The 25790-nt window shown below is 64.4% G+C and carries 21 protein-coding genes, 1 tRNA gene and 4 pseudogenes; 16 read left to right on the top strand and 10 right to left on the bottom strand.

Annotated elements, in window-relative coordinates:
* Positions 1–266: pseudogene (locus ATB1_RS18660) on the bottom strand (hydrolase); the annotation flags it as partial.
* Positions 266–1351, bottom strand: coding sequence for a DUF1616 domain-containing protein (locus tag ATB1_RS18655; RefSeq protein WP_042666368.1), 1086 nt, complete (start codon positions 1349–1351; stop codon positions 266–268). The gene ATB1_RS18655 and the pseudogene ATB1_RS18660, both read right to left, overlap by 1 nt.
* Positions 1352–1657: 306 nt before the next feature.
* Between ATB1_RS18655 and ATB1_RS24000 the strand changes: the two genes are divergently transcribed.
* The 9 genes and pseudogenes from ATB1_RS24000 (at position 1658) to ATB1_RS18620 (ending at position 9997) form a co-directional block, all read left to right on the top strand.
* On the top strand, positions 1658–1786 hold the full coding sequence (locus tag ATB1_RS24000) for a hypothetical protein (RefSeq protein WP_277813238.1): 129 nt from the start codon (positions 1658–1660) through the stop codon (positions 1784–1786).
* Positions 1783–2364 (top strand): acyltransferase, encoded by a 582-nt coding sequence (locus tag ATB1_RS18650; RefSeq protein WP_042665496.1) that lies wholly within the window; start codon positions 1783–1785, stop codon positions 2362–2364. Before ATB1_RS24000 ends, ATB1_RS18650 begins: the two co-directional genes overlap by 4 nt.
* Positions 2361–3749 carry a nucleotide sugar dehydrogenase gene (locus ATB1_RS18645; protein WP_042666366.1) on the top strand — a complete coding sequence of 463 codons (1389 nt, stop codon included), beginning with the start codon at positions 2361–2363 and terminating at the stop codon, positions 3747–3749. Before ATB1_RS18650 ends, ATB1_RS18645 begins: the two co-directional genes overlap by 4 nt.
* A pseudogene (locus ATB1_RS18640) lies at positions 3742–5027 on the top strand (nucleotide sugar dehydrogenase). The gene ATB1_RS18645 and the pseudogene ATB1_RS18640 overlap by 8 nt, the downstream one beginning before the upstream one ends.
* A 9-nt stretch (positions 5028–5036) precedes the next feature.
* Positions 5037–6062: a DUF354 domain-containing protein gene (locus ATB1_RS18635; RefSeq protein ID WP_042666365.1), complete on the top strand. Its 1026-nt coding sequence runs from the start codon at positions 5037–5039 to the stop codon at positions 6060–6062.
* Between the two features lie 205 nt (positions 6063–6267).
* A complete protein-coding gene (locus ATB1_RS23650) occupies positions 6268–6546 on the top strand; it encodes a hypothetical protein (protein WP_241768365.1) in 279 nt (92 codons plus the stop codon).
* Complete coding sequence (locus ATB1_RS18630) at positions 6546–7304, top strand: ATP-grasp domain-containing protein (protein WP_241768364.1); 759 nt, start codon at positions 6546–6548, stop codon at positions 7302–7304. Before ATB1_RS23650 ends, ATB1_RS18630 begins: the two co-directional genes overlap by 1 nt.
* A 41-nt stretch (positions 7305–7345) precedes the next feature.
* Positions 7346–9307 (top strand): glycosyltransferase family 39 protein, encoded by a 1962-nt coding sequence (locus ATB1_RS18625; protein ID WP_042665553.1) that lies wholly within the window; start codon positions 7346–7348, stop codon positions 9305–9307.
* Between the two features lie 411 nt (positions 9308–9718).
* Positions 9719–9997 (top strand): hypothetical protein, encoded by a 279-nt coding sequence (locus tag ATB1_RS18620; RefSeq protein ID WP_042666364.1) that lies wholly within the window; start codon positions 9719–9721, stop codon positions 9995–9997.
* Between the two features lie 126 nt (positions 9998–10123).
* On the opposite strand, the gene ATB1_RS18615 is transcribed toward ATB1_RS18620, so the two are convergent.
* Complete coding sequence (locus ATB1_RS18615) at positions 10124–11119, bottom strand: thioredoxin domain-containing protein (protein ID WP_042666362.1); 996 nt, start codon at positions 11117–11119, stop codon at positions 10124–10126.
* 366 nt (positions 11120–11485) lie between these two features.
* Here ATB1_RS18615 and glmS point away from each other — a divergent pair, with 366 nt between their 5' ends.
* Positions 11486–13294: a glutamine--fructose-6-phosphate transaminase (isomerizing) gene (glmS, locus tag ATB1_RS18610; RefSeq protein ID WP_042665507.1), complete on the top strand. Its 1809-nt coding sequence runs from the start codon at positions 11486–11488 to the stop codon at positions 13292–13294.
* A gap of 24 nt (positions 13295–13318) precedes the next feature.
* Positions 13319–15028 carry an asparagine synthase-related protein gene (locus tag ATB1_RS18605; protein WP_042665509.1) on the top strand — a complete coding sequence of 570 codons (1710 nt, stop codon included), beginning with the start codon at positions 13319–13321 and terminating at the stop codon, positions 15026–15028.
* A gap of 209 nt (positions 15029–15237) precedes the next feature.
* Here ATB1_RS18605 and glmU read toward each other — a convergent pair whose 3' ends face one another.
* The 4 genes and pseudogenes from glmU to ATB1_RS21870 all read right to left on the bottom strand — a co-directional run bounded on the left by glmU (position 15238) and on the right by ATB1_RS21870 (position 19767).
* Positions 15238–16419 (bottom strand): bifunctional sugar-1-phosphate nucleotidylyltransferase/acetyltransferase, encoded by a 1182-nt coding sequence (gene glmU / locus ATB1_RS18600; protein ID WP_042665510.1) that lies wholly within the window; start codon positions 16417–16419, stop codon positions 15238–15240.
* A 100-nt stretch (positions 16420–16519) separates the two neighbouring features.
* Positions 16520–17887 (bottom strand): succinylglutamate desuccinylase/aspartoacylase family protein, encoded by a 1368-nt coding sequence (locus tag ATB1_RS20065; protein ID WP_052368055.1) that lies wholly within the window; start codon positions 17885–17887, stop codon positions 16520–16522.
* Between the two features lie 341 nt (positions 17888–18228).
* Positions 18229–19552 (bottom strand): annotated as a pseudogene (gene glmM / locus ATB1_RS18590) (phosphoglucosamine mutase).
* Between the two features lie 29 nt (positions 19553–19581).
* Positions 19582–19767 (bottom strand): hypothetical protein, encoded by a 186-nt coding sequence (locus tag ATB1_RS21870; protein WP_128081490.1) that lies wholly within the window; start codon positions 19765–19767, stop codon positions 19582–19584.
* Between the two features lie 176 nt (positions 19768–19943).
* Here ATB1_RS21870 and ATB1_RS18585 point away from each other — a divergent pair, with 176 nt between their 5' ends.
* Together ATB1_RS18585 and ATB1_RS18580 are read left to right on the top strand one after the other, a co-directional pair.
* A complete protein-coding gene (locus ATB1_RS18585) occupies positions 19944–20174 on the top strand; it encodes a helix-turn-helix transcriptional regulator (protein ID WP_082256459.1) in 231 nt (76 codons plus the stop codon).
* Between the two features lie 117 nt (positions 20175–20291).
* Positions 20292–21311 (top strand): rhodanese-like domain-containing protein, encoded by a 1020-nt coding sequence (locus tag ATB1_RS18580; protein WP_042665513.1) that lies wholly within the window; start codon positions 20292–20294, stop codon positions 21309–21311.
* A 327-nt stretch (positions 21312–21638) separates the two neighbouring features.
* Here the strand turns inward: ATB1_RS18580 and ATB1_RS18575 are convergent, their stop codons facing one another.
* Positions 21639–22292, bottom strand: a complete 654-nt coding sequence (locus tag ATB1_RS18575; protein WP_042665515.1) for a ribonuclease HI family protein — start codon at positions 22290–22292, stop codon at positions 21639–21641.
* Between the two features lie 373 nt (positions 22293–22665).
* On the opposite strand from ATB1_RS18575, the gene ATB1_RS18570 reads away from it, so the two are divergent.
* Complete coding sequence (locus ATB1_RS18570) at positions 22666–23388, top strand: hypothetical protein (RefSeq protein ID WP_042665556.1); 723 nt, start codon at positions 22666–22668, stop codon at positions 23386–23388.
* A gap of 299 nt (positions 23389–23687) precedes the next feature.
* Here ATB1_RS18570 and ATB1_RS18565 read toward each other — a convergent pair.
* Positions 23688–23762 (bottom strand) — tRNA-Met (locus tag ATB1_RS18565).
* Between the two features lie 119 nt (positions 23763–23881).
* On the bottom strand, positions 23882–24289 hold the full coding sequence (locus tag ATB1_RS18560; protein ID WP_042666360.1) for a cupin domain-containing protein: 408 nt from the start codon (positions 24287–24289) through the stop codon (positions 23882–23884).
* Between the two features lie 333 nt (positions 24290–24622).
* On the opposite strand from ATB1_RS18560, the gene ATB1_RS18555 reads away from it, so the two are divergent.
* Both ATB1_RS18555 and ATB1_RS18550 read left to right on the top strand, forming a co-directional pair.
* Positions 24623–24802 carry a hypothetical protein gene (locus ATB1_RS18555; protein WP_042666357.1) on the top strand — a complete coding sequence of 60 codons (180 nt, stop codon included), beginning with the start codon at positions 24623–24625 and terminating at the stop codon, positions 24800–24802.
* Between the two features lie 103 nt (positions 24803–24905).
* Positions 24906–25656 (top strand): annotated as a pseudogene (locus ATB1_RS18550) (pirin family protein).
* Positions 25657–25790: the final 134 nt, after the last annotated feature.

Here is a 25790-nt window from a genome sequence, read left to right as displayed (position 1 = left end):
AGCGCGAGTTTCGCCCTGTTCCGCGTCCACAGCGCCCCCGCGAGCAGCGCGACGAGCGGTGCGCCGACGAGGACCGAGTGCGCCGGGCCGTACCCCGTCGTGACGACGCCGAACGACCACGAAAGCGGCTTGTCGACGAGGTCCGGGACCTGCGTCATCAGCGCGACGGCCACGCCGGCCTCGTCGCTGATCGGCGGGTCCCACGCGGCGCGGTTCACGAGGGAAAACAGCACGTAGCCGAAGACGAGATGCTCCCACGGCCACATCAGGCGCTCGCCCCTCCGGTCGAATCGGGCCGGCTGAGTTGCGCAGTGGCGTCTTCACCACCACCGACCGAAACGACCAGTTGGACGGTCCGATACGCGTTCTCGCGGTTCGCATCGTCGGGGGCGTCGCCTCTGTAGACGTGGTAGACGAGTCGCAGCGATTCACCGGACATCGTCGGCCGCACGTCCTGTTGGACGTAGGCGGTCTGGTTGTCCTCGACCGACTGCCGCGTTCGGTCGAGTTCGCGTTCCTCGGTCACCCGCGTCCCGTTCGCCGTTCTGTCGAGCCGTTGGAGCTTCGTGACGACCGTGTACGTCGTCGATTCGTGCTCGTGGTTCTCCAGCGCCAGCGTCACCGGGACCTGCTCTCCGCGACTGAGTTGCTGGGGGTAGCCGCTGGCCGCGTACCCCGATTCGTTCTGGGTCACGAGGTACGCCTCGGTGAAGTCCGACTCGGGCGTCTGCGTCTCGACCATCGCGAACCCGACGCTGCTGAGGAACGCGACGACGCTCACGACGACGAGGAGGTTGACGGCGAGCGAGACTGGCGAACTCCGCGACTCGGACGAAAGCGGGGACGTGACCGCTCCGGTGGTCGACGCCACGCTCCCGAGAACGGTACTCAGCGGCGGGGCACCGGCCCGCGCGTCCGAGGGGAGGAGCATGCGCCGGACGACGGCGACGGCGGTGAACAGTATCGTCACGCCGAACACGCCGAGCGCGACGATGCTCGCGTCGAACCCCTGTCCGACGAGGTTGGTGACGAGCGCGACTGCGGCGACGAGCGCGAGGCTCAACGCCGCCGAGAGGACCAGCCGAACGGAGTAGAGCAGTCCGGCGGTGTGACGCGTCGGTCGCGTCAGCGCCGACTCGTCGCTCATGGTGTCGGACTCGACGTCCGACCGCCGTTCCGGGAACACCGCGGCGAGGAGCGCGTACCCCGGGTACAGAACGATGAGCGGCACGACGAACAGACTCCGGACGACGGACCCGGAGAAGTCGAGCATGACCACCGCGAGCGCGGCGATTGCCCCCGCGACGACGAGGAGTAAGTCGAGTGTCCAGCGACGGGTAGACGACTTCATTACCCGCGCCTTGACAGTCCGTGTTGAAAAATGGCCGCGACCGTTCACGCTCGAAATCGGGCGAAAGAAGGGCTTAGCGGTCTGATAAGGGCGGATGGTTGACTGCGCCGACGGCGGCGATCTGGGGGTGACGCTCCGAAAAATCGAGGAATTCCGACGCTGGTTGGTGAGCGTTCGCACGGCCGGGACGACTCGTTTCCCGCCGTTTTCGGGCGTCTGCGGGCTTATCGTCCCGATAATAATGGCCGTTTCGCGTGACCTCCGTTTCGAATCGCGGGCCACGACGGCCCGCGGCGTGACCAACACATGCGCACCAAAACCAAACTCCTCGCGGCGCTCGTCGCACTGTTCGTGCTCGTAACCACCCTCCGGTCGGACGGCGACGTGTCGCCCGCCGACGAGGACGAGACGACCGCCGATTCGGCTCAGACATGAACTTGTACGTCACGGGGTCCAACTGCGAGATAGACGACGATGTCACCCTCGGGTACCCGGCCGGCGACGACTCACAGCAGACGATCGTCGGCGACGACGCCCGAATCCGCTCGGGGACCATCGTCTACAGCGACGTGACCATCGGCGACGGCTTCGTCACCGGCCACGACGCGCTCGTCCGCGAAGACACCCGAATCGGCGACAACGTCGTCGTCGGGACCGACACCGTCATCGACGGAACCTCAACCATCGGTTCGAACGTGAGCCTCCAGACCCGGGTCTACGTCCCGACCCACACGCACATCGGCGACGACGTGTTCGTCGGGCCGGGCGCGGTGCTCACGAACGACCCGTATCCGGTCCGGCAGGACGTCGAGATGACCGGCCCGACGCTCGAAGACGGCGCGTCAATCGGCGGGAACGCGACGATTCTCCCCGACGTGACCGTCGGCGAGAACGCGTTCGTCGCCGCCGGCGCGACCGTCACCGAGGACGTTCCGCCGGAGACGCTCGCGGTCGGAACGCCAGCCGAACACCGCCCACTCCCGGCGAAGCTTCAGGGAGCGAACTCCATATGAGCACGCAATCTTCAATCACGACTATCTACGGCTCCGAACGCTCCGAAGACGAACAGAGAGCCGCGTTCACGTCCGGCGACGTGCCGGTCGGCGTCTACGGCCTCGGCAAGATGGGGCTTCCCCTCGCCTCCGTCTACGCCGAGACCACCGGCAACGTCACCGGCGCGGACATAGACACCGACGTCGTCCGCGAGATTAACGCCGGCCGCAACCACATCGTCGGCGAACCCGGACTCGACGAACTCGTCGAAGAACTCGTCGAGGACGGCGCGCTCGTCGCCAACACGGAACCGCGTGAGGTCGCTGACGAGGCGAGCATTCACGTTGTCATCGTCCCGACGCTCGTCGACGAGGCGGGCCGGCCGGACCTCTCGGTCATCGAGGCGGTCGCGAGAGATATCGCGAAGGGCCTCGACGAGGGCGACCTCGTCGTCTTCGAATCGACGCTCCCGCCGCGCTCCTGTCGCGACGCGCTCCTGCCGCTTCTCGAATCCGAAAGCGGCCTCTCGCTCGGCGAGTTCGGTCTCGCGTTCTGCCCCGAGCGGACCTCGTCCGGGCGCGCGCTGAAGGACATCCGCGGGGCGTACCCGAAGGTCGTCGGCGGCGCCGACGACGAGAGTACCCGTGCCGCGTCGCTCATCTACGACCAGATTTCGTCGAACGAGGTCATCACGGTCTCGGACACGACGACCGCGGAGGCGGTCAAGGTGTTCGAGGGCGTCTACCGCGACGTGAACATCGCGCTCGCCAACGAACTCGCGACCCACGCGGGCGAGTTCGAAATCGACGTGACCGAGGCCATCGACGTGGCCAACACCCAACCGTTCTGCGAGATTCACACGCCCGGCGCGGGCGTCGGCGGCCACTGCATCCCGTACTACCCGCAGTTCCTCATCACGCAGTTCGAGACGGGGTCGCCGCTCATGGAGACGGCTCGCGCCGTCAACGACGAGATGCCGCACGTCACCGCGCAGACGGCGCTCGACCGACTGGCGGCGCGGGGCATCGACCCCGAGGACGCGACCGTTCTCGTCCTCGGTCTCACCTACCGCGCCGGCGTCGAAGAGATCCGCAAGACACCGGCGCTCCCCGTCGTCGAACATCTCGACGAAGCGGGCGCGGACGTGGTCGCAACCGACCCCATTCTCGACGACACCGCCGTCTTCGAGGAGGCGGGCGCGACGGTCATGCGCGGCGTGACGAGCGACGACCTGTCGCCGGACGCCATCGTCCTCGTGACGGCCCACGAGTCGTTCGACCACCTCGACGTTCCCGCCTTCGCCGACGACGACCGCCCGGTCGTCTTCGTCGACGGGCGGCAGGCCGCCACGGAGTACCGCGACCACGACCGCGTCGACTACGAGGGAATCGGACTCCATGACTGACACCGTCTGCGTCGTCGGCCTCGGCTACGTCGGCCTGCCGCTGGCCATCGAGTTCGACCGCGCCGGGAAGTCGGTCATCGGCTACGACGTCGACCCCGACAAGGTCTCGACGCTCTCGGCGGGGACGGACCCCACCGGGGACGTAACCGACGAGGGTGTCGCCGCCTCCGACGTGCTGTTCACGACGGACGCGACGCACATCTCGGACGCGGACTTCGTTATCGTGACGGTCCCCACGCCGGTCGACAGCATGGAGAATCCCGACCTCACGTTCGTCGAATCCGCGGCCGAGACCATCGGTCAGCACGTCTCTCCGGGGACGACCGTCGTCCTCGAATCCACCGTCTACCCCGGTGCGACCGAGTCCGTCCTCGTCCCCGCGCTCGAATCCGAGTCCGGATTCGCCGTGGGTGAGGACATTTTCGTCGGCTACTCTCCAGAGCGCGCGTCACCCGGCGACACCGGGCGGAGCGTGAAGGACGTGGTCAAGGTAGTCGGTGCCAACTCGGAGGGGGTCCGCGAGCGCCTCGCCGACCTCTACGGGAGTATCGTCGACGCCGGGATCCACCGCGCGCCCGACATCGAGACGGCGGAGGCGTCGAAGGTCATCGAGAACGTCCAGCGCGACATGAACATCGCGCTCGTCAACGAACTGGCCATCGCGTGCGACCACATGGGCCTGACGACCAAGGACGTGCTCGAAGCCGCGGGGACGAAGTGGAACTTCCACGACGGCTACTCCCCGGGCTTCGTCGGCGGCCACTGCATCCCGGTCGACCCGTTCTACCTCACCTACCGCTCCAAGCGCGAGGGCTTCTCGCCGAAACTCGTGTTGCAGGCGCGCGAAATCAACGAGTACGTCCCGGTTCACGCCGCCCGCAAGGCGGTCAAGACTATCAACGAGTCGGGGCGCGTCCTCCAGGACACGCGACTGCTCGTCCTCGGACTCGCTTACAAGCCGGGCGTCGGCGACATCCGAAGCTCCGACGTGAGCACGATGATAGAGAAACTCGACGAGTTCCACGTCGACTGCGTCGGCTACGACCCCCACGCCGACCCCGACGAGTCGCGGGAGTCTTCGACATCGAGGTGGTCGAGTCGGTCGACTTCGAGGCGTACGACGGCGTCGTCGTGGCGACCGGCCACGAGGAGTTCGCCGACTACGACCTCGACGAGATGGCCGCCGCGCTCGGGTCCGACCCGGTCATGATAGACGTGGCCGACGCGTTCGACGCCGACGAGGCCGGCGAGCGCGGCTTCCACTACGCGCAACTCTGAGACACCGCGATGGACATCCTCATCACGATTCAGCACCCCGCGCACGTTCACTTCTTCAAGCACGCCATCGACGAGTTCGAGGCTCGCGGCCACGAAGTCCACGTTCGCGCCCTCGACAAGGACGTCGCTGTGGACCTCCTCGACGAGTACGACATCGACTACGAGGTCGTCGGCTCCCGCGGCGATTCGCTTGCCGGCGTCGCGCTGTCGACGCTCGGTATCGAGTATCGCCTGTTTCGCGCCGCGCGGGACATCGACCCGGACGTCATCGCCTCCATCGGGGGGTTCGAGGCCGCACACGTCGCGAAACTCGTCGGGGCCGAGTGCGTCGTCTTCACCGACACGGAGCACGCGACGCTCTCGAACGCGCTGACGTTTCCCTTCGCCGACGAGGTCGCCACCCCGAAATGCTACCGCGACGACGCCGGTTCGAACCACCACCGGTACCCGAGTTACCACGAACTCGCCTACCTCCACCCCGACCGATTCGACCCCGACCCGTCAGCGCTCGATGGCCTGCCGGTCGACGCCGACGACACGTACGCGGTCGTCCGGTTGGTCAGTTGGGGCGCGGCGCACGACATCGGCGACGAGGGTCTCGACGGCCTCACCGAGTTAGTCGGTCGCCTCGAAGACGCGGGCGCATCGGTACTCATCTCCGCGGAGGGTGATTCGCTTCCCCCCGAGTTAACAGACTACGCCATCACCATCGACCCGCACCTCATTCACCACGTGCTCGCGTACGCCGACCTCTTTATCGGCGAGAGCGGGACGATGGCCTCCGAGAGCGCCGTGCTCGGGACGCCGACCGTCTACGTCCACAGCGCGAACCCCGGGCTCATGCGCGACCTCGCCTCGTTCGACCTGCTGTTCGGGTACCACGGCGAACATCGGAACGAACGCGCCGCGAACCGAGCGGTCGACATCCTCCGGTCGACCGACGCCGACTGGGAGGCCCGCCGACAGCGACTCCTCGAAGAGAACGTCGACGCGACGGACATCATCGTCGAACGGGTTCTCGCGGCCGTCGAGTAGCGGCCGTCGACTAGCCGCACGTCCCCGCGTTTCGCCGCTCGTTCTCGGACCGTGACTGAGGCCCCGAAACAGCCGGTTTTCGACGGTTCACGCCGTTTATCTGCTATATAATAAGGGGCCCTTGGTGTCTGTCTCGTCTCGATGACACTGCTGGATACAGTCCGACCGTCGAGCCGGGACGGCGATGTGACCGTGCTGGTGACCGGTGCCGGTACCTTCGGCGCTTCGGGTATCATCAAGCGATTCGCCGGGCCGACGCGTTCGACGCCCACATCGTCGGCGTCGATACGGACCCGGACGCTACGGCTTCAGCCTCGTCGACACGGCGGAGACGGTCCCCGCCGGCGACGCCGACGCGTTCGTCTCCGAGCTGCGTTCGGTCGCGCGCCGCGAGAACGCCGACGTGATTTTCCCTCTCAACGCGGCGGACGTCGAGGCCCTCTCCGAGGCGAAGCCGCCTTCGAGCGCGAGGGTATCGAAGTGATGGCCGTTCCGCCCCAGTCGCTCTCGATTACCAGGGATAAAGGACGGCTGTACGACGAACTCGTCAAGCAGGCCCACCCGATGGCACCCGAGTTCTACCGCGCCTCCTCGTTCGACGAGTTTCTCGACGCGGTCCACGCGCTCGGCTATCCCGACCGCCGCGTCTGCTTCAAGCCACCCGTCAGCAACGACAGGCGCTGCTTTCGCGTCGTCGACCCGGATATGGACCGGTTCAACGCGCTGTTGAACCAGAAACCGGACAGCACCGTCACCACGCTCGACGACGTGCTCCCCGTCCTCCGTGAGACGGCCCAGTTCCCCGAACTCATCGTGATGGAGTACCTCCCCGGCGAGGAGTACACCGTAGACGCCCTCGTTCGCGACGACGAGACGCCGGTTCTCGTCTCACGGTCGCACGCCGCGACCTGCGACGACTCCTCGTTCGTTGGCACCGTCGAGAAGAACCCGGAACTCCTCGGGGACGCCCACGAGCTCTGTTCGCTCTTCGGGTTGGAGTACAACGCCACGTTCCGGTTCAAATACACCGCCGACGGCAGGCCGAAACTCGTCGACGTCCATCCGCGAATCTCCCGGTCGGTCACCGCGTCGGTCGGTGCGGGCGCCAATATCCCCGCGCTCAGCGTGCAGTACGCGATGGACCGTGAGCTTCCCGAACTCGACATCGAGTGGGGAACCCACGTGACCCGCGACTGGCAGGACGTGTTTTACGGCCCCAATACGGACCCGACCACAATCTGACGGACGCTCTTCGAACCACAACTCTCAGCTCATACATGACGATGCTCTCATCGGTATACGACCGCTTACAACGAGCCGAACTCGACGTGCTCGCGGCGGCCCTCGGAGTCGTGCTCGCGCTCGCGTTGTTCCCGCTGCGGTTCCTCTCGTCGCAGATTTTCATCGTGACGCTCCCGATACTCCTCGGCGTCGGGAGTCTCCTCTATCTCGCGGCCGCCCGCGGGAGGGGGACCACGAACGGCCTCCCGACGCTCGCGCCGTCGCTCGTGCGGCTCATCTCGGCCGGCGTCTTCTTGGGCCTCGCCGTTATGGTCGTTCTCGCAGTCGTTCAGGGCGAACGAAGCATCCTGTTCATGGACATCGGCGGCGTCGTCGGCACGCTCCTCCTCGGACAGATACTGCTCGCCCCGGACGACGAACTGCGGCCGAGCGTCTTCCTCGCGGAGATTCTCGTGTACTCGTTCGTCGTCCGCTTCGCCGCGCTCTACACCGCGCCGGGTTACATCGGAATCGACATCTGGTCGCACACGACGTTCGTCCAGATGATTCTTCAGGCGGACTCGCTGTCTGCCATCAACGACATCAAGTACTACGCGTCGCCGTTGTTCCACCTTCTCACGGCGGCGTCGACGCACCTCCTCGACCTGTCGCTTCGGAACGCGCTGTACCTCTCGCTCGGCGTCGTGATGCCGCTCGTTCCGATTTTAGTCTACGGCACGGCGCGACTGCTCGTCCCGACCCGGTGGGCGCTCACCGCTGGCGCGCTGTACGCGATGGGTGACCAGGTCGTCCGCTGGGGCATCCACCTCATCCCGACGAGCCTCGGCCTGCTGTTTTTCCTCGCGTGTCTGTACTGTCTCGTGCGGATAACCCACGCCAGCGAGCGATGGCGCGATTTCGGCCTGCTCGTCCTGTTCAGCACCGCCGTCATCCTCACCCACCAGGTGTCGTCGTTCATCATGTTGGTGCTCCTCTTCGCGGGGTTCGTCGCGCAGGTGTTGCTCCGGTTCGACTTCTTCACCGAGGACCCCGACCCGCTTTCGTTCTCGGGCGGCGGGTCCAGCCCCGTGAACCTCGCGGGGCTCGTGGGGTTCAACCTCGGACTCATCGTCTTCACGTGGTCGCTGACGCCGTATCAGGGCGACACCTTCCTCGAAACGGTCATCAACTACCTCGTGTTGAACCTGTTCAACGCCGGGTTCCTTCAGGGCGTGAGCGGTAGCGGCGGGTCGGCCGGCGCGTCCGGTGCGGCCGGTTCGGCCGGTCAGACGTTCTTCTCGCAGCTCTCGACGTACGTCACCGAAGCCGGCTTCCTCATGCTCATCTTCGCGGGTCTTATCGGGTGTCTCACGGTGCTCAACCGCTCGCGGGCGACGCAGACGACGTACACGTTCGTCGGCGCTATCGTGGCGATGCTGTTCGTCGTGCTCGGACTGCCGCTCGTCGGTATCGAGAGCTTCGTCCCCGGTCGCTGGTTCGCGTACCTCTACGCCCTCCTCGCCATCATCGGCGTCCTCGGATTCCGCCACCTCGCGAACCGGACCTCGCTCAAGGTGGTCGGCGTCATCCTACTCCTGTTCGTGCTCGTCTACCCGAACGTGATGCTCATGTCGAACGACGGCGCGATGGACAGTCCTGCGTTCCCGGACCAACACGAACGGCTCTCGTACACCGAACAGGAACTCGCCGCCATCGACACGTACGGTTCGGCCCGCTCGTCGCAACAGGGCGGCGAACTCTACACCGACCTGCCGTACGGGACGGTGTGGGAGCGGACGAACGCGTATCCGGCCGAGCCGTTACCGGCCGAAGAAGGGAGGCCAGTCCCACAGGGGATAACGGCCTATCGGGAGTACCAATCACAGAGTGCCTCGTACTTCCCGAACGAACAGGACGTGGCTACGAACCTCGACCCGTCGAAGACCGAGGTCTGTCCGCCGACGACGAACTACGTCTACGCGAATGGCGAGGTCACGATTTGTTCGCTCCCCGGCGCTAACTGACCGCTCGGCTCGCGGTCGTTCTTTTTAACTGTGGCATCCGAATCGGATGTTCTCATTGCGACGAGGGTGGCGAAGCGGTATGTCTCAACTGCTCGTGAAGAACTGTTTTAGAGCTATTGAACAGGCTGTGTGGGTCAGTTGAACTCTTTCATTGGACATCCTCGTCCTGTGCAGTAACGCGGTTCGAGAGCACACAAAGCATATTCCGAGACAAGTGACATATCAATCAGAATGCGACGGTTGTCCCTCCAGACGCTCGTAGTCGTGTGCCTCGTTGTCTTTGCCGGATGTGCAACGACTGGGCAGACAACGACTACTGCACCACCAACAGCTACGACACAGACGGCGACGGCGACAACCACGACAGTCACGACTACCACACAACCAACAACTGTCCCGCGAGCCGAACGTGTGCCATTCTTCCTTGAGAACGAAGCCAATTCGAGCAAGAGCATCCACCTCGCAATCAGCAACGAGTCGTCCGTAGTCTACAATGACACGGTCGTCCTCGATGCGGGGGCAAAGCGCCACGTGGCTACGCTGATCGGTCAGGAGAACACCTACGACATCACGGCCGCGATGAACGGGAGTTCTTTCGAGAGACACGTTACGCTCAACGCTGGGCTCCTCCAGAGCGGGGTCACAATCAATGAATCCGGGGAATTCGAATACAGTTACGTAATCAACTGATTCTCGCAGAAATTCCTGGTTCTGGGCGCGCATCTCCGTCAACGAGCTCTCCGCATCTCACAGCGACTGACTATTTCGGACGGGCTCACACGGAAAAAACCCAGCCTGCGACAGCGCCGCGAAGAACTAGAACGCGTCGTCGTCCGACTCAGTCGTCTCGTTGCTTCCGAACGTCGTCGAACTGTTGTTCGTCGTCCCGGTCTCGTTTCCGCCGGACGACGACCCGAAGGTGGTGTCGTTTTCGGTCGAGTCCCCGCCGAACGTGGAGTTGTTCTCTGTGGTTCCGCCGAACGTCGACCCGCCGTTCGCGACCCGCTCAAGCTGTTCTCTCGTCGCTTCGGGGTCGACCGTCGGTGCCGTCACCTCGTCGTCGGTGGCGACGCGCGGGACGGTCGTGATGCCGAGTTCGGCCGCGCTGTCGGCGGACAGTTGGACGCTCTGGGCGTACGCGCGCGAGCGAATCGCCCGCCGAATCTGGTCGATGCCGTTCGTGTCCGCCGTCTCGGCGAATCGGACGAGGTTCTCGGTCGTCGCCCAGTCGCGGCGCTCCTGCGGCTGGTTCGCGAAGACGTAGGAGAAGTACGTCCAGAACGACTCGGGGTCGATGTTCCAGACCGCGAGCCCGGCTTCGCTCGCCCGGGGCGCGTCCGGCCCGAGGTACGGCTCACCGTCCATGTACGCCACGTTCCGGAACTCGATGGAGAGGTCTCCGGTCGCGACGAAGTCCTCGACCAACCCGCCGAACTGCTGTCGCACGAACTCCTGGGTGTACGGACACTTCCAACTCCCGTAGACCGTTACCGTCGTGTCGGCCGTGCCGATGGTCGGATACCGCGCGTCGGTCTGCAGCGACCGGAGGGCACCCGGATGGAGTTCGAACGACGGGTCGGACACCGTCTTCGGACGCATCTCGACGGACGCGTTCGCGTCGGTCTCGTTGCCTGCGGCCGTCTGCGTCTCGGGCTGCGCGGTCGTCGTCTGCTGTTCCGACTGCCCCGCCGGCGTGTCCGCTCCGCCGCTGTTCGCCTGCTTGGCGAAGCTCGCACAGCCGCTCAGCGATGCGATGGCCGCGACGCCGGATAGCTTGAGAATACTCCGTCTGTCTGTCTCTCGGTCAACCATACACCACACCTAGTCGTAAACGGCATTATTATCGGCCGTGTAAGCCGTCCCGGCGCGCGCTCTGCGGCCTGTTCGGTGCCTAATTCGTCGTTCGACCCGCCGATGCCACGTTTCCGAAAAACCGCACGACAGCGACGCGTTTGTTTCGGTTGTGGAGTCGCCACCGTCCCTTAGCGCGTCTATAGTAATGGCCGCTTCCCCGTATCGTGGTTTCACGGACAGCTCACCCGCTGACCCCACAAACCATGACACATCAGAAACAACTCCTGGGGGAGTCGAACATCTCCGCCCCGTCCGTTCTGAACCGACCACAGCCAACGACGACCGGGACCGCGCGTGTCTCGCAGTCCTCGGAGGGACGCTAACATGTGCGGAATCATCGCTCACGTCGGTGAAGACCGGGCTATCAGTCCGCTCGTGACCGGACTCGAGAAACTGGAGTACCGCGGCTACGACTCCGCCGGTATCGCGGTGAAAAACGGCTCGGGACTCGACGTATGGAAGTGCTCGGGTCAGGTTTCCGACCTCAAGGACACCATCGACGGGGTCGAATCGAGCGCGACGCTCGGTATCGGACACACGCGGTGGAGCACCCACGGGCCGCCGACCGACGAGAACGCGCACCCGCATACGAACCAGACGAACCAGGTCGCCGCGGTCCACAACGGCATCATCGAGAACTACGCGACGCTCAAGGAGACCCTCGAAGCCGAGGGCTACGAGTTCACGAGCGACACCGACACCGAGGTCATTCCGAACCTCGTCAGCCACTACCTCGACCGCGGAAACGAACCGCTGGCGGCGTTCCAGCACGCGGTCGATGCGCTCGAAGGAAGCTACGCAATCGCGGTCGTCGTCGACGGCAACGACTCCATCTACGCCGCCCGGCAGGGGTCGCCGCTCGTCCTCGGCGTCGACGAGAGTAGTTACTACCTCGCGAGCGACGTGCCCGCCTTCCTCGACCACACGCGGAACGTCGTCTACCTCGAAGACGGCGACACCGTCGAGGTCCGCGCCGACGGCGTCGACATCACCGACGAGAACGACGAGACGGTGCGGCGCGAAGTCGAGACGGTCGACTGGAACCCCGACGAGACCGGAAAGGGCCAGTTCGACCACTTCATGCTCAAGGAGATTCACACGCAACCGACCTCGCTCCAGAAGACGCTCGAGGGCCGTCTCGACCAGGAGGCTGGCGACATCAACCTCGACATCGAGACCGACCTCTCGGACGTCGACTCCGTCCAACTCGTCGGATGCGGCACCTCGTACCACGCCGCGCTGTTCGGTGCGAGCCTCCTGAACCGCTGTGACGTTCCAGCGCGCGCGATTCGCGCGAGCGAGTACGACCTGACGACGAGTTCGCTGACGGACAATACGCTGTTCATCGCGGTTACGCAGAGCGGCGAGACAGCGGACACGCTCAGCGCACTTCGGCAGGTCAACGACGAGGGCGTCGAGACGCTCGCGGTGACGAACGTCGTGCAGTCGACCGCCGCCCGCGAGGCCGACGAACCGATTTACATCCGCGCCGGCCCCGAAATCGGCGTGGCCGCCACGAAGACGTTCTCGTCGCAGGCGGCGGTGCTCACGCTCCTCAGCCAGCACCTCTCCGACATCGTCGAATCCGGCGTCCCCGCCGACAACCTCGACCGACTCGTCTCCGACCTGGCCGAACTCCCAGACGCCGTCGAACGGGTGCTCCAGACGAGCGACGCCAAGCGACTCGCTCGCGAGTACCTCGACATGAACGCGTACTTCTTCATCGGCCGCGGACTCGGCTGCTCGGTCGCCAAGGAGGGCGCGCTCAAGTTCAAGGAGATCACCTACGAGCACGCGGAGGGGTTCGCCTCCGGCGAACTCAAACACGGCCCGCTGGCGCTCGTCACCGACCGGACGCCCGTTTTCGCGGTCTGTACCGACGGCAGCGACAAGACGGTGACGAACGCCAAGGAGGCGAAGACCCGCGGCGCGCCCATCGTCGCGCTCGGCCCGTCGGACCACCAGATAATGGACACCGCGGACGAACAGCTCTACGTTCCCGACAGACATCCCGTCTGTGAGAACCTCCTCGCGAACGTCCAACTACAGCTGCTGTCGTACTACTGTGCGACCGAGTTGGACCGCGAGATAGACAAGCCGCGAAACCTCGCGAAGAGTGTCACAGTCGAATAACCTCACGGAGACCAGCCACCCACAATGAACAAAGAACTGTTTGGCGTCCTCGACGACGACGGGGCATTCGACGGCCTCGCGTCTCGGTCGAGTTTCGACTGGGTCGCCGACGGCGAGCGCGCGACTGTCGCTATCCGCGACCCCGCGCTCGGGTTCCCGGGGCGCTCGTCGACGTATCGAGACGAGCGAGGGAGCTGTATCGTCTGGGGCGAGGCGTTCTCCCCCGATGACGTTTCGACCCCGACAGCGGAGTACACCCTCGAACGGTACGCCGCGGTCGGAGCCGACGCGTTCGGTGAACTCAACGGGTCGTTTCTCGTCTTCGTCGAACTCGACGGCGACGCGATAGTCGCCTCGGACCCCGCCCGCACGTGGCAGTGTTTCTACACCGACACGCCCGACGGGCGGGTGTTCGGTACGAACCCACAGCGCGTCCTCTCGGCGGCAACCGGGCTGGAAGTCGACACCCGCGGCCTCCTCGAGTACATCCACATGGGGGTCGTCGTCGACGAGCGGACGGTCTACAGCCGACTCAGCTGCATCCCGTTCGACGGCTACTTCACCGCCGACGAGTCGGGGACGCTCTCTCGGTTCGTCTACGACCCCGCCGACCCCGACGAGTTCGACTACGTCGACGAGCTCGCGGCGCGCCTCGAACGGGCGATAGCCCGCCGGGCGAACTACCCCGGCAAACAGGGCGTGCTCCTGAGCGGCGGCTACGACTCGCGAGCAATCGTCGCCCAGCACCCCGACATCGACGTCTGCTACACGCTCGGCGCGCCCGACCATCCCGAGGTCGAAGCCGCCCGGAACATCGCGAACCAGTACGGTGCCAACCACGAGACGCTCGTCCCCGACGACGACTACATCAACGTCGACGAGGACGTCATCGAGTACTCGCTCGGCACGCGCGAGTCGGTCCACGTCCACCACGCGGGCTGTGACGAGAAGATGGACGCCGACACCGTCTTTCACGGACTGCTCTTCGATACGTTCCTCCGCGGACATTTCCTCCCCCAGAACGTCGTCGAAGTGTTCGGTAATCGGTTCCCGTTGCAGGGTCTGGACCCCGACCCGGACCCCGCCGAGGTGCTGTCGTCGAAGTTCGGCTACCACCCGGCGTGCGACCACGTCTTCCCCGAGTGTTACGACGAGTTCGACACGAGCATGGAGTTCATCGACGACGTCGTCGACGAGCAACTCGACAAGTGGTCGGATCGATACGACAACGTCTACGACAGTATCGAACTCATCGGAATCCAAAACCAGCCGTCGGTCCCGTTCCACTTCGAGCTATCGGACAACTACATCGAGTCGTTCGTCGCCGCCGACGCCGAACTCATCGACTGGCACCTGAAGACCCCGCCCGAAAAGCGCAACACGAACACGATGATGGCGGCGATGCGGAAACTCAACCCGGACATCTTCCGACACCGGCCGCCGGACAGACCGCACAACTCGTTCAGGAGGAACCAAATCGAGAAGTTCGTCCGCCGGAAAGTCCCCGGTATCGAGCCGTTCAGTTCGCCGTGGCCCGACATGGAGGCGCAGTACGACCGGAACGAACTCGACCGCAAGCTGTTCCCCGGCTACCCGAGCATCCACGAGCTTCCGGTCCGAGTCAAACTCCGAATCAACGACATCACCACGTGGATGAACGCCGCGGACGACGACAGCGTCCTCACTCCCAACGACGTGCTGTGTCCGCCGGTGCGGATGCTCACCGACTCCTGAACACCCCGTTCCTTCTCCCCGACTGACCGACGACTCGTGCTCGCGATGTCGTCTCGCTCGTTCTCCGCCACCACACACTGCTGTCGGTACTGACGCACCTCGACATCGACGACGACTGACAAGAACATGCGATGGTACGGAGAGATTCGGACTGTTCCGAGGTGTCGCAACCGGTGTGAGAAGAAAGCTGTCTCGTCGCTGCCGCCGCGTTATCGGTCAGTCGTCACGGTTTCGCCGGGCAGGGTACGAGCGCCTTCGGAGAGTTTCACCCCGGCGTTGAGCGCCGTGTTGATGCCGGTCTTCGCGTCGTCACCGACGACCGCGCCGAACTTCCGGCGGCCGGTCGAGACTCGTTCGCCTTTGACCGTCACGGAGACGGCCTCGCCGTCGTGGCGGAGGTTGGCGACGTTCGTCCCCGCGCCGAGGTTGACGCGGCGGCCGACGACGCTGTCGCCGACGTACGAGAGGTGGCCGACGCTCGTCTCCGCGAGGAGGACGCTGTTTTTGATTTCGACGGCGTGGCCGACCTGAACGTCGGGTCCGAGGAACGTGCAACCGCGCACGTACGCGTTCGGTCCGACCGTCGCGCCCGCCGAGATGTAGGCGGGCCCCTCGACGACGGAGCCGTCTTTGACGGTCGCTCCCTCCTCGACGACCACGTCGCCTTGGACCGTCGCGTCGTCGCTCACGTCGCCGTCGATGCGGCGGTCGAACGTCTTGAGCTTCCACTCGTTGGCTTCGAGGAGTTCCCACGGGCGTCCAACGTCCATCCAGCGGTCGAGCGTCACCGGCGAGACGTTGAACTGGTCGATGACCCGGTCGAGAACGTCGGTGAGTTCGCGCTCGCCGCGTTCGCTCAGCGGCACGTCGAGCATGTCGCGGGCCTCGGCGGGGAACACGTACGCGCCGGCGTTGACGAGGTCGTTCTGCGGTGCGTCGGGTTTCTCGACGATTTCCGCCACCGCGCCGTCGCTGACGTTCAACACGCCGTAGTTGGAGGGGTTCGGGACGCGGACCGACGCGATGCTCGGTGCCGCGTCGAACAGGGAATCGATTCCAGCGGGGTCGTAGAGGTTGTCGCCGTAGAGGACGGCGAACGCGCCGTCGATGTGCTCCTTGGCGGCGCGAACCGCGTCTGCGGTCCCCTGCTGTTCGTCCTGTTCGACGTACGAGACCGGGACGCCGCGGTAGGACGAGCCGAAGTGTTCGCGCACCGTCTCTTGGCCGTACCCGACGACCACGACGAGTTCGTCGGCACCGGCTTCGACCGCCGCCGCGGCGGTGTGGCCGACGATTGGTTGTCCGGCCACGCTCAGCATCGGTTTCGGAACCTCGTTCGACAGCGGGCGCATTCGCGTGCCGCGTCCGGCTGCCAGTAGAATCGCTTGCATACCCCGCCGTAGTCGAACGATGGGCGTTATTATACGTGAGATAAGTGGTCGTTGTCGGCGATTTTCGGCGAGTTGGTCGCGTTAGGCGCGACGTAGTGGTTCACCCGTGGTAGACGCCGTGTTGCCACAGCAGGTCGCGAGCGACGGCGACTTCCCACGTCACGGCGTCTTCGAGGGTCGTCCCCTTGCGAGTCGTCTCGACGAGGTAGCCGGGGAGGTGCAGGTCGCCGTACACCTTGTGAATGAACAGCGGCCGAGAGCCGTCGAGGGAGTTCCCGCAGTCGAAGTCGTAGTACGACGGGTACTCCGAGGGGTCGACGTACTGCTCGTTGACGTAGTCGCAGGCGTTCACCGCGTTCATCGGGGTTGCGCGGGTCGGGAAGACCGCCTGCCCGACTTTCCCGTCGTGCTTGTAGATGCCGCTGGAGCTGTGGAGGTCGACGACGACGTCGGGGTCGTGCGAGGCGAGTTCGTCCCAGAGCGCCCGCGCGAGTCGGGACGTGGGCTGCGCCCCCGTGGGGAACTGCCGGTTTAGGTCGCCGTCTTCAGTGTATCTGGCCCCGATGCTGATTGCGGGCGCGTTCGCGTAGGGGACGACGACGAGTTTGCCACCAGTCGGGCGGAGATGCCTGATATGGTCCGCCGCGTGGTAGCCCTGCGGTTCTTCGCCGTGGATACCGCCGACGACGAACGCCGTCGGGCCGGGTTTTCCGGAGTCGATGACGTAGACGGGCGTTTCGTACTTCGTTCCGGGCAACAGCGAGTGGGTGCGTACCGACCCCGCATTGACCCGGTCGAGACGGGTCCGAATCCAGCCAAGAACGTCACCGTAGTTTGCGTCCTTGTGGTCTCGAAGCAGTCGGACCCGCGGCACGCCAGAGATACCGTAGCGGACGGCCTCGTCGGTCGCCGAGCGGACGAGGCTGTCGTAGCGGTCTTCGTAGGCGCGGTTGGCGATTTTGGTGATGTTGCGGACGCCTGCGAGGTCCATGTAGGACTCCAACCGAGCGTGCGTGTACGTCTTGGTCGTGAAGTTCCAGAACATGAACTCGAAGAACTGCCAGAAGTTCTCCGGTTCGACGTCCCAGACGCCGTGAGCGGCGCGGGCGGCGCGGGCTTCGCCCTCGTCGTCGCCGACGAGGTAGGTGTCGATGGCGTCCGGTCTGTACGAGAGGAATCGCAGTTCGAGATTGAGGTCGCCCGTCAGGACGTACTCGCGGACGATGTCTTCGAGATTGTGCTGGACGAAGTACTGCGAGGAGTCCGACAGGAAGTTCACGTAGACGACGAGCGTCGGGTTCGAATCGTCGGTGCCCATCGTCGGGTAAAGTCGGTCACTGAGATATGGTGCGGTCCCGACGACGCCCGGCGAGAACCCCGCAGCGGCGTTCCGAGTTCCGACAGTTCCGAGCAGCGTGAGTCCGCCGGCGGCGGTGAGAAAGGTGCGACGAGTAAATTTCGAGTTCATTGTGTCCGATTTACTGAACGTCATAAAACGAAGAAACTTCGAGCCTTCACATGTCCAGTCTTTTTATATCTGTGTGTACAGTTAACGCACTAAATATCGACGATTTGTTGGTGTGTCACACTCTCTGACGGTCATATTTAGATATTCACCGATTCCACGCGGGAGCAAGAACGAAATTCACCGAGCCTACGTGTCCGCAGCGCTGTTCGATTGGCCAACAGTCCGGCGTCTCACCGCTGCAAGGCGTACGTTTGCGGGGTTCCTTCCTGCCGTGTCACTCGGTGGTGAACCTCGCGGGACGCTCGAATCTCCATCCCTCTTCAACGGGGATTACCCCCGATTCAGGCGCGAACGGTGTCGGTTCGAGACTCGACGAGCGCCAGCGCCTCGTCGAACAGTCGGTCGGTCGCCGCTTCGGTCCGACCCTCGGCGGTGACCCGAACGAGCGGTTGCGTTCCGCTCGCCCGGACGAGGAACCACCCGTCGTCGGTCTCGACGCGGAGTCCGTCGCGGTCGTCGATGTCGTCGTACTCCTCGCGCACCGCTGCTTCGACGCGTTCGAGGACGCCCGCTTTGTCGGTCGTCTCGACGCTCTCGCGGCGAAGCGGGTAGGCGTCGATGTCGTCCACGAGGTCGGCTAGCGGGCCGCGCCGCGAGACGAACTCGACGAGTTTGCACGCCGCGAGCGGGCCGTCGGGACAGGGCGTCTCGTCGGCCCAAATCCACGCCCCGGAGCTCGCCACCGAAGACGACGCCCGGTTCGGCGCATCTCTCGGCGACGAACACGTCGCCCACGCGCGTCCGTACCACGTCCGCGCCGACGGTCGCGACCGCGTCGTCGACGGCGAGGCTCGTGTTCACCGGAACCGCAATTCGGTCGCCTTCTGACGCGGCCTCGCGCCCGAACAGGGCGAGGAGCGCGTCGCCATCGACGAAGTTTCCGTCGCCGTCGACGGCCATCATCCGGTCTGCGTCCCCGTCGTGGGCGACGCCGAGGTCCGCGTCGGTCGCGGCGACGTGGGACTTGAGCCCGCGAAGCGTCTCGTCGGTGGGTTCGCTCGGACGGGCGGGGAACCGACCGTCTCGCTGGCCGTTGAGCGTCGACACCGTACACCCGAGGTCCGAGAGCACGTCCGCCGTGAGCCGCCCCGTCCCGTTGCCGATGTCGACGACGACCGAGAGGTCGTCTTCGAGGTCGACGCTCGATTTGAGCGCGTCGCGGTGGCGGTTTTCGATACTCCGGTGTTGTTCGGTTCCGACACCGTCCCACGCGGCGAGTTCGTAGTCCTCGTCTTCGATACGCCGCTCGATGGCGGCGCGCTGGGTTGAATCGAACGCCCGGCCGGACGCGGTCCAGAGCTTCACGCCGTTGTCGGTCGGCGGGTTGTGCGAGGCGGTGACGACGGCACCGGCGTCGGCGTCGAACCACTCGACGGCGCGGGCGATAGACGGTGTCGGCCGGGTTCCGAGTCGGAGTACGTCGATTCCGCACTCCAGAATCCCGGCGACGAGTGCGTGTTCGAGCATCGTTCCGCTTTCGCGCGCGTCGCGGCCGACGACGACGCGTCCGGAGACCTCGCTACCGAGCGCCCTTCCGATACAGAGCGCCACTTCCGCCGTCACGTCTTCGCCGACGGCACCGCGAACGCCGCTCGTTCCAAACATACTCTGCACGTGGTCGGCGGGGTTCCTTACTATGGGATGAGTAAGGAACTGCTGGGTCGGGGCGTTCGCTCCCGGATGGGCGCAGTTAGCGGGCCGGTCATCGCCCGGCGTCCGCTGGTCGGCAGTCGCGGAACGATGGCGCGCTCGTCCGGGTGTGCGTGATTTCGTGCGTTCGAGCGGTCGGGGCGACCCCGATTTATGATGTGTCTATTCACTCAGTCGTCGTCGGTTCTGAGAGCAAACTCCGAGAAACGACCGTTCCACCCGTTCTAGGGGTTCTTTAGTACCACAACTATCTCCGAAGTTCATGTAGGGTGCGTCCGTGGCATCCCCTATGTGCGTACACGAATTAACCGCGATTCAACGCGATTTGCTGTTCGTTGTGCGAGGAATGAGCGACTCCTCGGGACAGACTATCAAGACCGAACTCGAAAAGACGCAGGGGCGCGACCTGCTCACGGGCCGCGTGTACACGAACCTGAACGAACTCGTCGACAAGGACCTCGTCAACAAAGGGAGCAAGAACGGACGGACCAACGAGTACTCACTCACTGACGAGGGCCGCGAAGCGGTCGAGACGCGTCGTCGCTGGGAGAAACGGTATCTCAAGCAGACCGCGTGACCGGCGGTTTAGCGGCTCGATACGTTCGTCGCTCGTAGTCCGTCTTTCCACGCGAGTACGGGCGTACAGCGCTTACTCTGTATATAATAAACCACTACTGCTCAGTACGGATGGGTGATGACAGAACGACAGTCGAGCCGCAGACGGTTCCTCCAGTTGACCGGTGCAGCGACGATTGCCGGGCTCGCGGGCTGTTCGAGCGGGTCCCCCGAAGGGACGACGTCCACGTCGACCCAGACGACCACCGCCAACGCGACGCAGACGACGACGCAAACGACGACGGCCGCGCCGGAGAATCAGATGCGAGGCCCGCGCGAGGGCGACGACCTGCCGACCGATTCCAAGCCCTCGGACGGCTACCCGCCGGAGTTCGACACCGTGCCGGAAGAGCGGTCCATCGACACGAGTTCGTACGACACGCTCACCCGAGAGGTGCACGACGTGACCGTCGAAGTCCCCCTCGTTCCCATCGAGGACGCGTACTACTGGTACGCGCGCGGCGAGGCGCGCTTCGTCGACGCCCGCAGCGAGACCGGGTACGACGTCTCCCACATCTTCGGGTCCGTTCTCAGCCCCGCACCGGACGGTCGGACACTCGACCCCACGGACGACTGGAACGAGGCGGACCGCGTGGTGACCTACTGCCACTGCCCGCACCACCTGTCGTCGCTCCGGGCGGCGATGCTGCTCGCGACCGGCTTCGAGAACGTGTACGCTATCGACGAAGGCTTCCAGGCGTGGCTCGACCGCAACTACCCGCTCGCGGGGTCCGATACGAACCGGGACTACACGGTTCGGACCATCGAAGGCGAGACGAGTCGGCTCGACGCCGGTGAGACGGCGTGGGCGTTCCACCCGCAGACCGACCAGGTCGAAGCGACCGAAATCGAGTCCGACGGCTCGTACGCGCTCGAACTGAAGTTCGTGCAGGTCGACGCCCAGAGCACGATTCAGGTCGAGACGCCGAGCTACGCTATCCAGGCCCCGCTAGGCGAACTGACGAGCGGAACCGTCACGGCCGATACGGGTGAGCCGGCCGAGCAGACGAAGACGACCACAAACTCCACGACCAACAGCACGACCGGAACGAACGATACCGCGACGAACGACTCGTTCTCGCTGAACTGGCGCATCTGACTGGTCACCCGTCGAGAGAAGACCGAACACCGACCCTCGATAATTCTGTGAGCCCCGATTTCGAGCGAGAGGCGAGAAGTATCCGATAGCTGTCTATTTTTGTTGTGTCGTTGTCGGCGACAGACAACGAGGATTAGTAATTTGTCGGCTAATTCGCGAGATCAACAAATAAATCGTATGTCGCTATATAAAATTAGGTGTCGAGGCCAACAGATTGTCTCGGAGGGCACGACTAGCTCTCTGCCCGGACTGGCAAAATTGTTCTTTCGTAAACGGAACTCGGGCAGTCAGCGACTCGCTCGGGAGAGACCACTGGTGGTGTCGTCGCTATCCGGGGCCCAGCGCCGCGATATCGGCACCGACCGTCGCCAGGGCGTCGGCGGGGTTCGGGTCGCTATCGGCCAGGTGCGTGTAGCGGTGGTTCGGAACGCTCGCTAGTGCCGTGGCGATGGCCTCGCTGTACGCTTCGACACCCGATTCTGTCGGGGCTGAGCCACCCCAGACGTCTCGGATGACGGTCATCGAGTCGATTCGCACCTCCACGCTGTGTGGCTCGTAGCGAGTCATCAGTTCGGAAAGCCCGAGTTGGAGCGCGACGTACTCGGCGGTGTTGTTCCCCGTTCGGGAGCCGACGGGACGGCCGAGTCGGGCGAGTTGGGTCTCTTCCGAGTCCATGATGACCGCGCCCGCACCCGCCGGGCCGGGGTTGCCGCGCGAACTGCCGTCGACGTACAGGATGAACGAGTCGTCGGTCGGCTCAGAGACGGGCGGCTGAGCGAGCTCCGACGCCAGCAGTTCATCGAGCGCGCGCCGCAACTCGTCCCGGGTCGTCGTGGGGTCGAACAGGCCGCCGTAACCGGGCACGGCGTCGTCGATGGCCTCGGTGGCGGCGGTTATCTCGTAACCGACCTCTGCAAGCACCTCGTCGACGAGCGTGGCGAGCGGCGAGAGGTATTCGGAAGGGAGCGACTCCTCGGTCACGCCACCGGGACCTCCCGGCCTCCGTTCCGAGCCGTCACAGCCTCGCTCTCGGACGCTCTCGTCGACCCGTCCAACAACTGCATACCCGTTCTCAGTCGTCGAGCGGGATAATCCCTTCAGGTGTACTGGCGAGTCAGTCGGCTCGGGGGAGCTCGACGACGAAGACGCTCCCCGCCGTGTGCTCGGAACGCGGCACACGGTGTGCAAGGTGTGCCAGCGCACACACCCAAGACTATCCGTCTCGTAGTGGAACGAATCACTCATGCAACCGTATCCATCGACGCCTCATCTCGAAGATGCCCCAGATGAGTTGCTGTCGAGCGGTCACCTGTGGCTCCGTGAGTACGTCGCTGGTCCCCGGTTGCGGTTTCAGATGAAACCGTCGGGGCGTTTGGTCTTCGGTGACCGAGACCGAGTCTTCGATGACGTGCCCCCGCCGTACGAATACGCCGTTCGGCACGTTCGAGAGCAGTTTGACCGCGACGCGTTCCACGACGCGGTCGACGAGCCGGGAGCGTACGTCTTCTTCTGTGTGGCACCGTGCAATGTCGGTATCGACTACGACTGGGAGCGACTCCCAGCAGTTCTCGGCTGGACTATCTGGAACGGGACCAAAGAGCGGCTGTTCCCCATCGACAAAGCCGAGCAGGTCTTCGAACGGCTGGGTCTGACGCCGGTGAACACCTTCCAGAAGGAACTGCACGTCCGTGATTTCCATCCGGGGCGGCTCGACATCCCCGAATCCGCGTGGTACGACAACCCCGCTGCAGGGGTTATCGTCGAAAACAGACGTGGTGGGCGCGCACTTATCGAAGGCCCCGTCCTCGACGAGATGGACGACCACGAGCCGATACGAGGCGAGCCAGCGGAACTCGCCGACGAGCTCGTCACCGACGCGAGAGTCAGCCGCGCTATCAAAGCCGTCGAAGCGGCTCAAAAATCGCCCACAACCGCCGAGATTCACGCACGCGTATTCGAGATAATCGTCCGAGAGGAGTACGCCCGACTCGACTCCGGTCGAGTCGATTGGAAGGCGTTGCGGTCGGCAGTCGGGTCGGTCGTCGCCGAGAAACGCGGTAAGTTTGCCGACAACTGAGTTGCCGGTCTCCTCGTTCCGAACTCGGTCTTCTCTTGATGGTCAGAGAGAGTGGGCCTCACTCGAAACATGAAGTGTTACTCACCGGTTCGACTGACTGATTATGAAGGCGACCTCGTGGGTCGCGCCGAGCCAAGACTCGGCGCTCAGGAGCTGAGGTCGGCAAAACCATAGCGGGAGGTAGATTTGAACTCCGGTCGCTGACGCTCCCTCGTTCAAACTACCTGTTGCGATTACCACGGAAAACGGGGCGCCGCAGCGCGATAAACCGCGCTGCTTGAGTGTAGTTTTCAGGAGAATAGCGGGAGGTAGATTTGAACTACCGATCTCCGGGTTATGAGCCCGGCGGAATCTCCTGGCTATCCCATCCCGCTACTACATCGAACTCGGTTGCTAGTGGTAAGACTTCTGCTTCAGACCTAGATTGTCAATTCGGTTTAATATTGGTCACCGAGGAGGAACGGCCCCGGTGTGGACCTAGTCGTCGCGGCGGTTAGCTCTCAGACGCCGGGCCGTACTCCTCGTCGGTGACGTGCTCCAGCCAGGTGACAGCCTCGCCGTCCTGCTCTTCTTGAACTGCGATGTGGGTCATCGCCTTGTCCGGCGACGCGCCGTGCCAGTGCTTTTCGTCCGGCGGGAACCAGACCACGTCGCCCGCCCGAATCTGCGTAATCTCGCCGCCTTCGCGTTGAACGAGGCCACAGCCACTCGTCACGATGAGGCGCTGACCGAGCGGGTGGGTGTGCCACGCGGTACGCGCGCCCGGTTCGAACGTGACGCTCGCCGCCGCGGCGCTGGACACGTCTTGTGCGTCGAACAGAGGGTCGATTCGGGTGCTTCCGATGAAATACTCCTCGGGCCCTTCGTACGACGGTAGCGTACAGCCGTCTGTTATCTCCATGTATTTGCCTCACCTGTATTTGTACGTCCGCCAACATGGGTTCGATGCTAACTGGAAAGCCCATTTAACTACGCGGTCGGACCGTAGTCGAGCCCTGAGCGAGGAGTCGCACCGTATCGAGGCGGTGTGGGCGTACCTGCGACTGAGGCGGGCCAGCACCAACTCCCGACCGATACCTTATAAATGAGCTAACTGGTTAGCACAGTTTTCGTTTACGCGACGCCGTATCTGATTGTCCTCCGGGCCGTCGGGTTATTTGACGCGCTTCGAGCGTCCGTCTCTTTCGCCGTCGGCGGCGGGGCGTACTTCAGTTATTTCTTCAAATACGGGGCGTTGGTTCTCGGCATCTCCTTCTTTGCGACGATACTCGTCGTCAACGTGCCGGGAATCGGACTGCTGGTCGGCGTTCTCGGCGGCGGACTGTTGGGACTCGCGTTGAACGCCACGACGATGCGGTTCGTCGCGGACATCGACTCCACGTCTCCTCGCTCGGGTCGTGGGACAACGACGTGATGGTGTGAGTGGAGTCACAAAATCGCCCGGTAACACCGACGCCACCCGCTTTCGGTCACGTCGCCGAGAAGGTATATAGAGCCGACGCGTAGGTGCGCACGTAATGAAAGTCGGCTCCGAGACGAAACTCTACAAGGCGGAGCGAACCGACGTCTCCCAGAATCAGGGGAAGTTCCGGACCTACTTCAACTTCCCCGGCCGCGCCCTGCCGGACCACGCGGACCACGGCTACGGCCCGCTCGCGACCATCGTCGAGTCGTTCATGGACCCCGACACCCACATCGCGATGCACCCCCACCGCGACGAGGAAATCATCTCGTGGGTGCCCGCCGGCGTGATGCGCCACGGCGACCAAGACGGCAACGACCTCGTCACCGACGCCGACCACCTGATGGTGATGAACGCGGGCGAGACGTTCTGGCACGAGGAGTTCACCCGCGCGGACGACCCGCCGCTCCGGATGCTCCAGATGTTCGTCCGGCCCCACAGCCTCGGGCTAGAGCCGAACATCCAACACGAACCCATCGACGCTCCCGTCGAGGGCGAGTGGCGGCACCTGTTCGGCCCTGAAGAGTCCGACGCGGCGCTTTTCGTCCGAAACGAAGTGGACCTGTTCGACCTCCGACTCGACGCCGGGTCGAGCGCTGACCACCCCGAAATCGAGGGCCGAGACGCGTACTTCTACGTGTTTGACGGCGCGGTCGAGGCCGCGGGAACGCGCTTCGGGAAGACCGAAAGCGGCCTACTCGTCGACGACGCCGGAGTCACGCTCACCGCCGAGGAGGACGCCACCGTCGTCGCGTTCCTGATAGACCCCGACGCGCCCGTCACCCGGCAGAACTATCGGTCGCTGACCGTCCTCTCGCGACTCTCGAACCCATCATATCGCACCCAGCACCCACCGTCACCGCACCAACACGCCACCATCACCCACTACCCCTACCCGCCCATCTACCCAGACACCACGCCCAACTCGATGCTCACAGAC

The organism is Haloferax sp. ATB1 (genome assembly GCF_000730175.1).
Note: the sequence above shows the minus strand (reverse complement) of the source record. Positions and strands in the feature narration are given on the sequence as shown.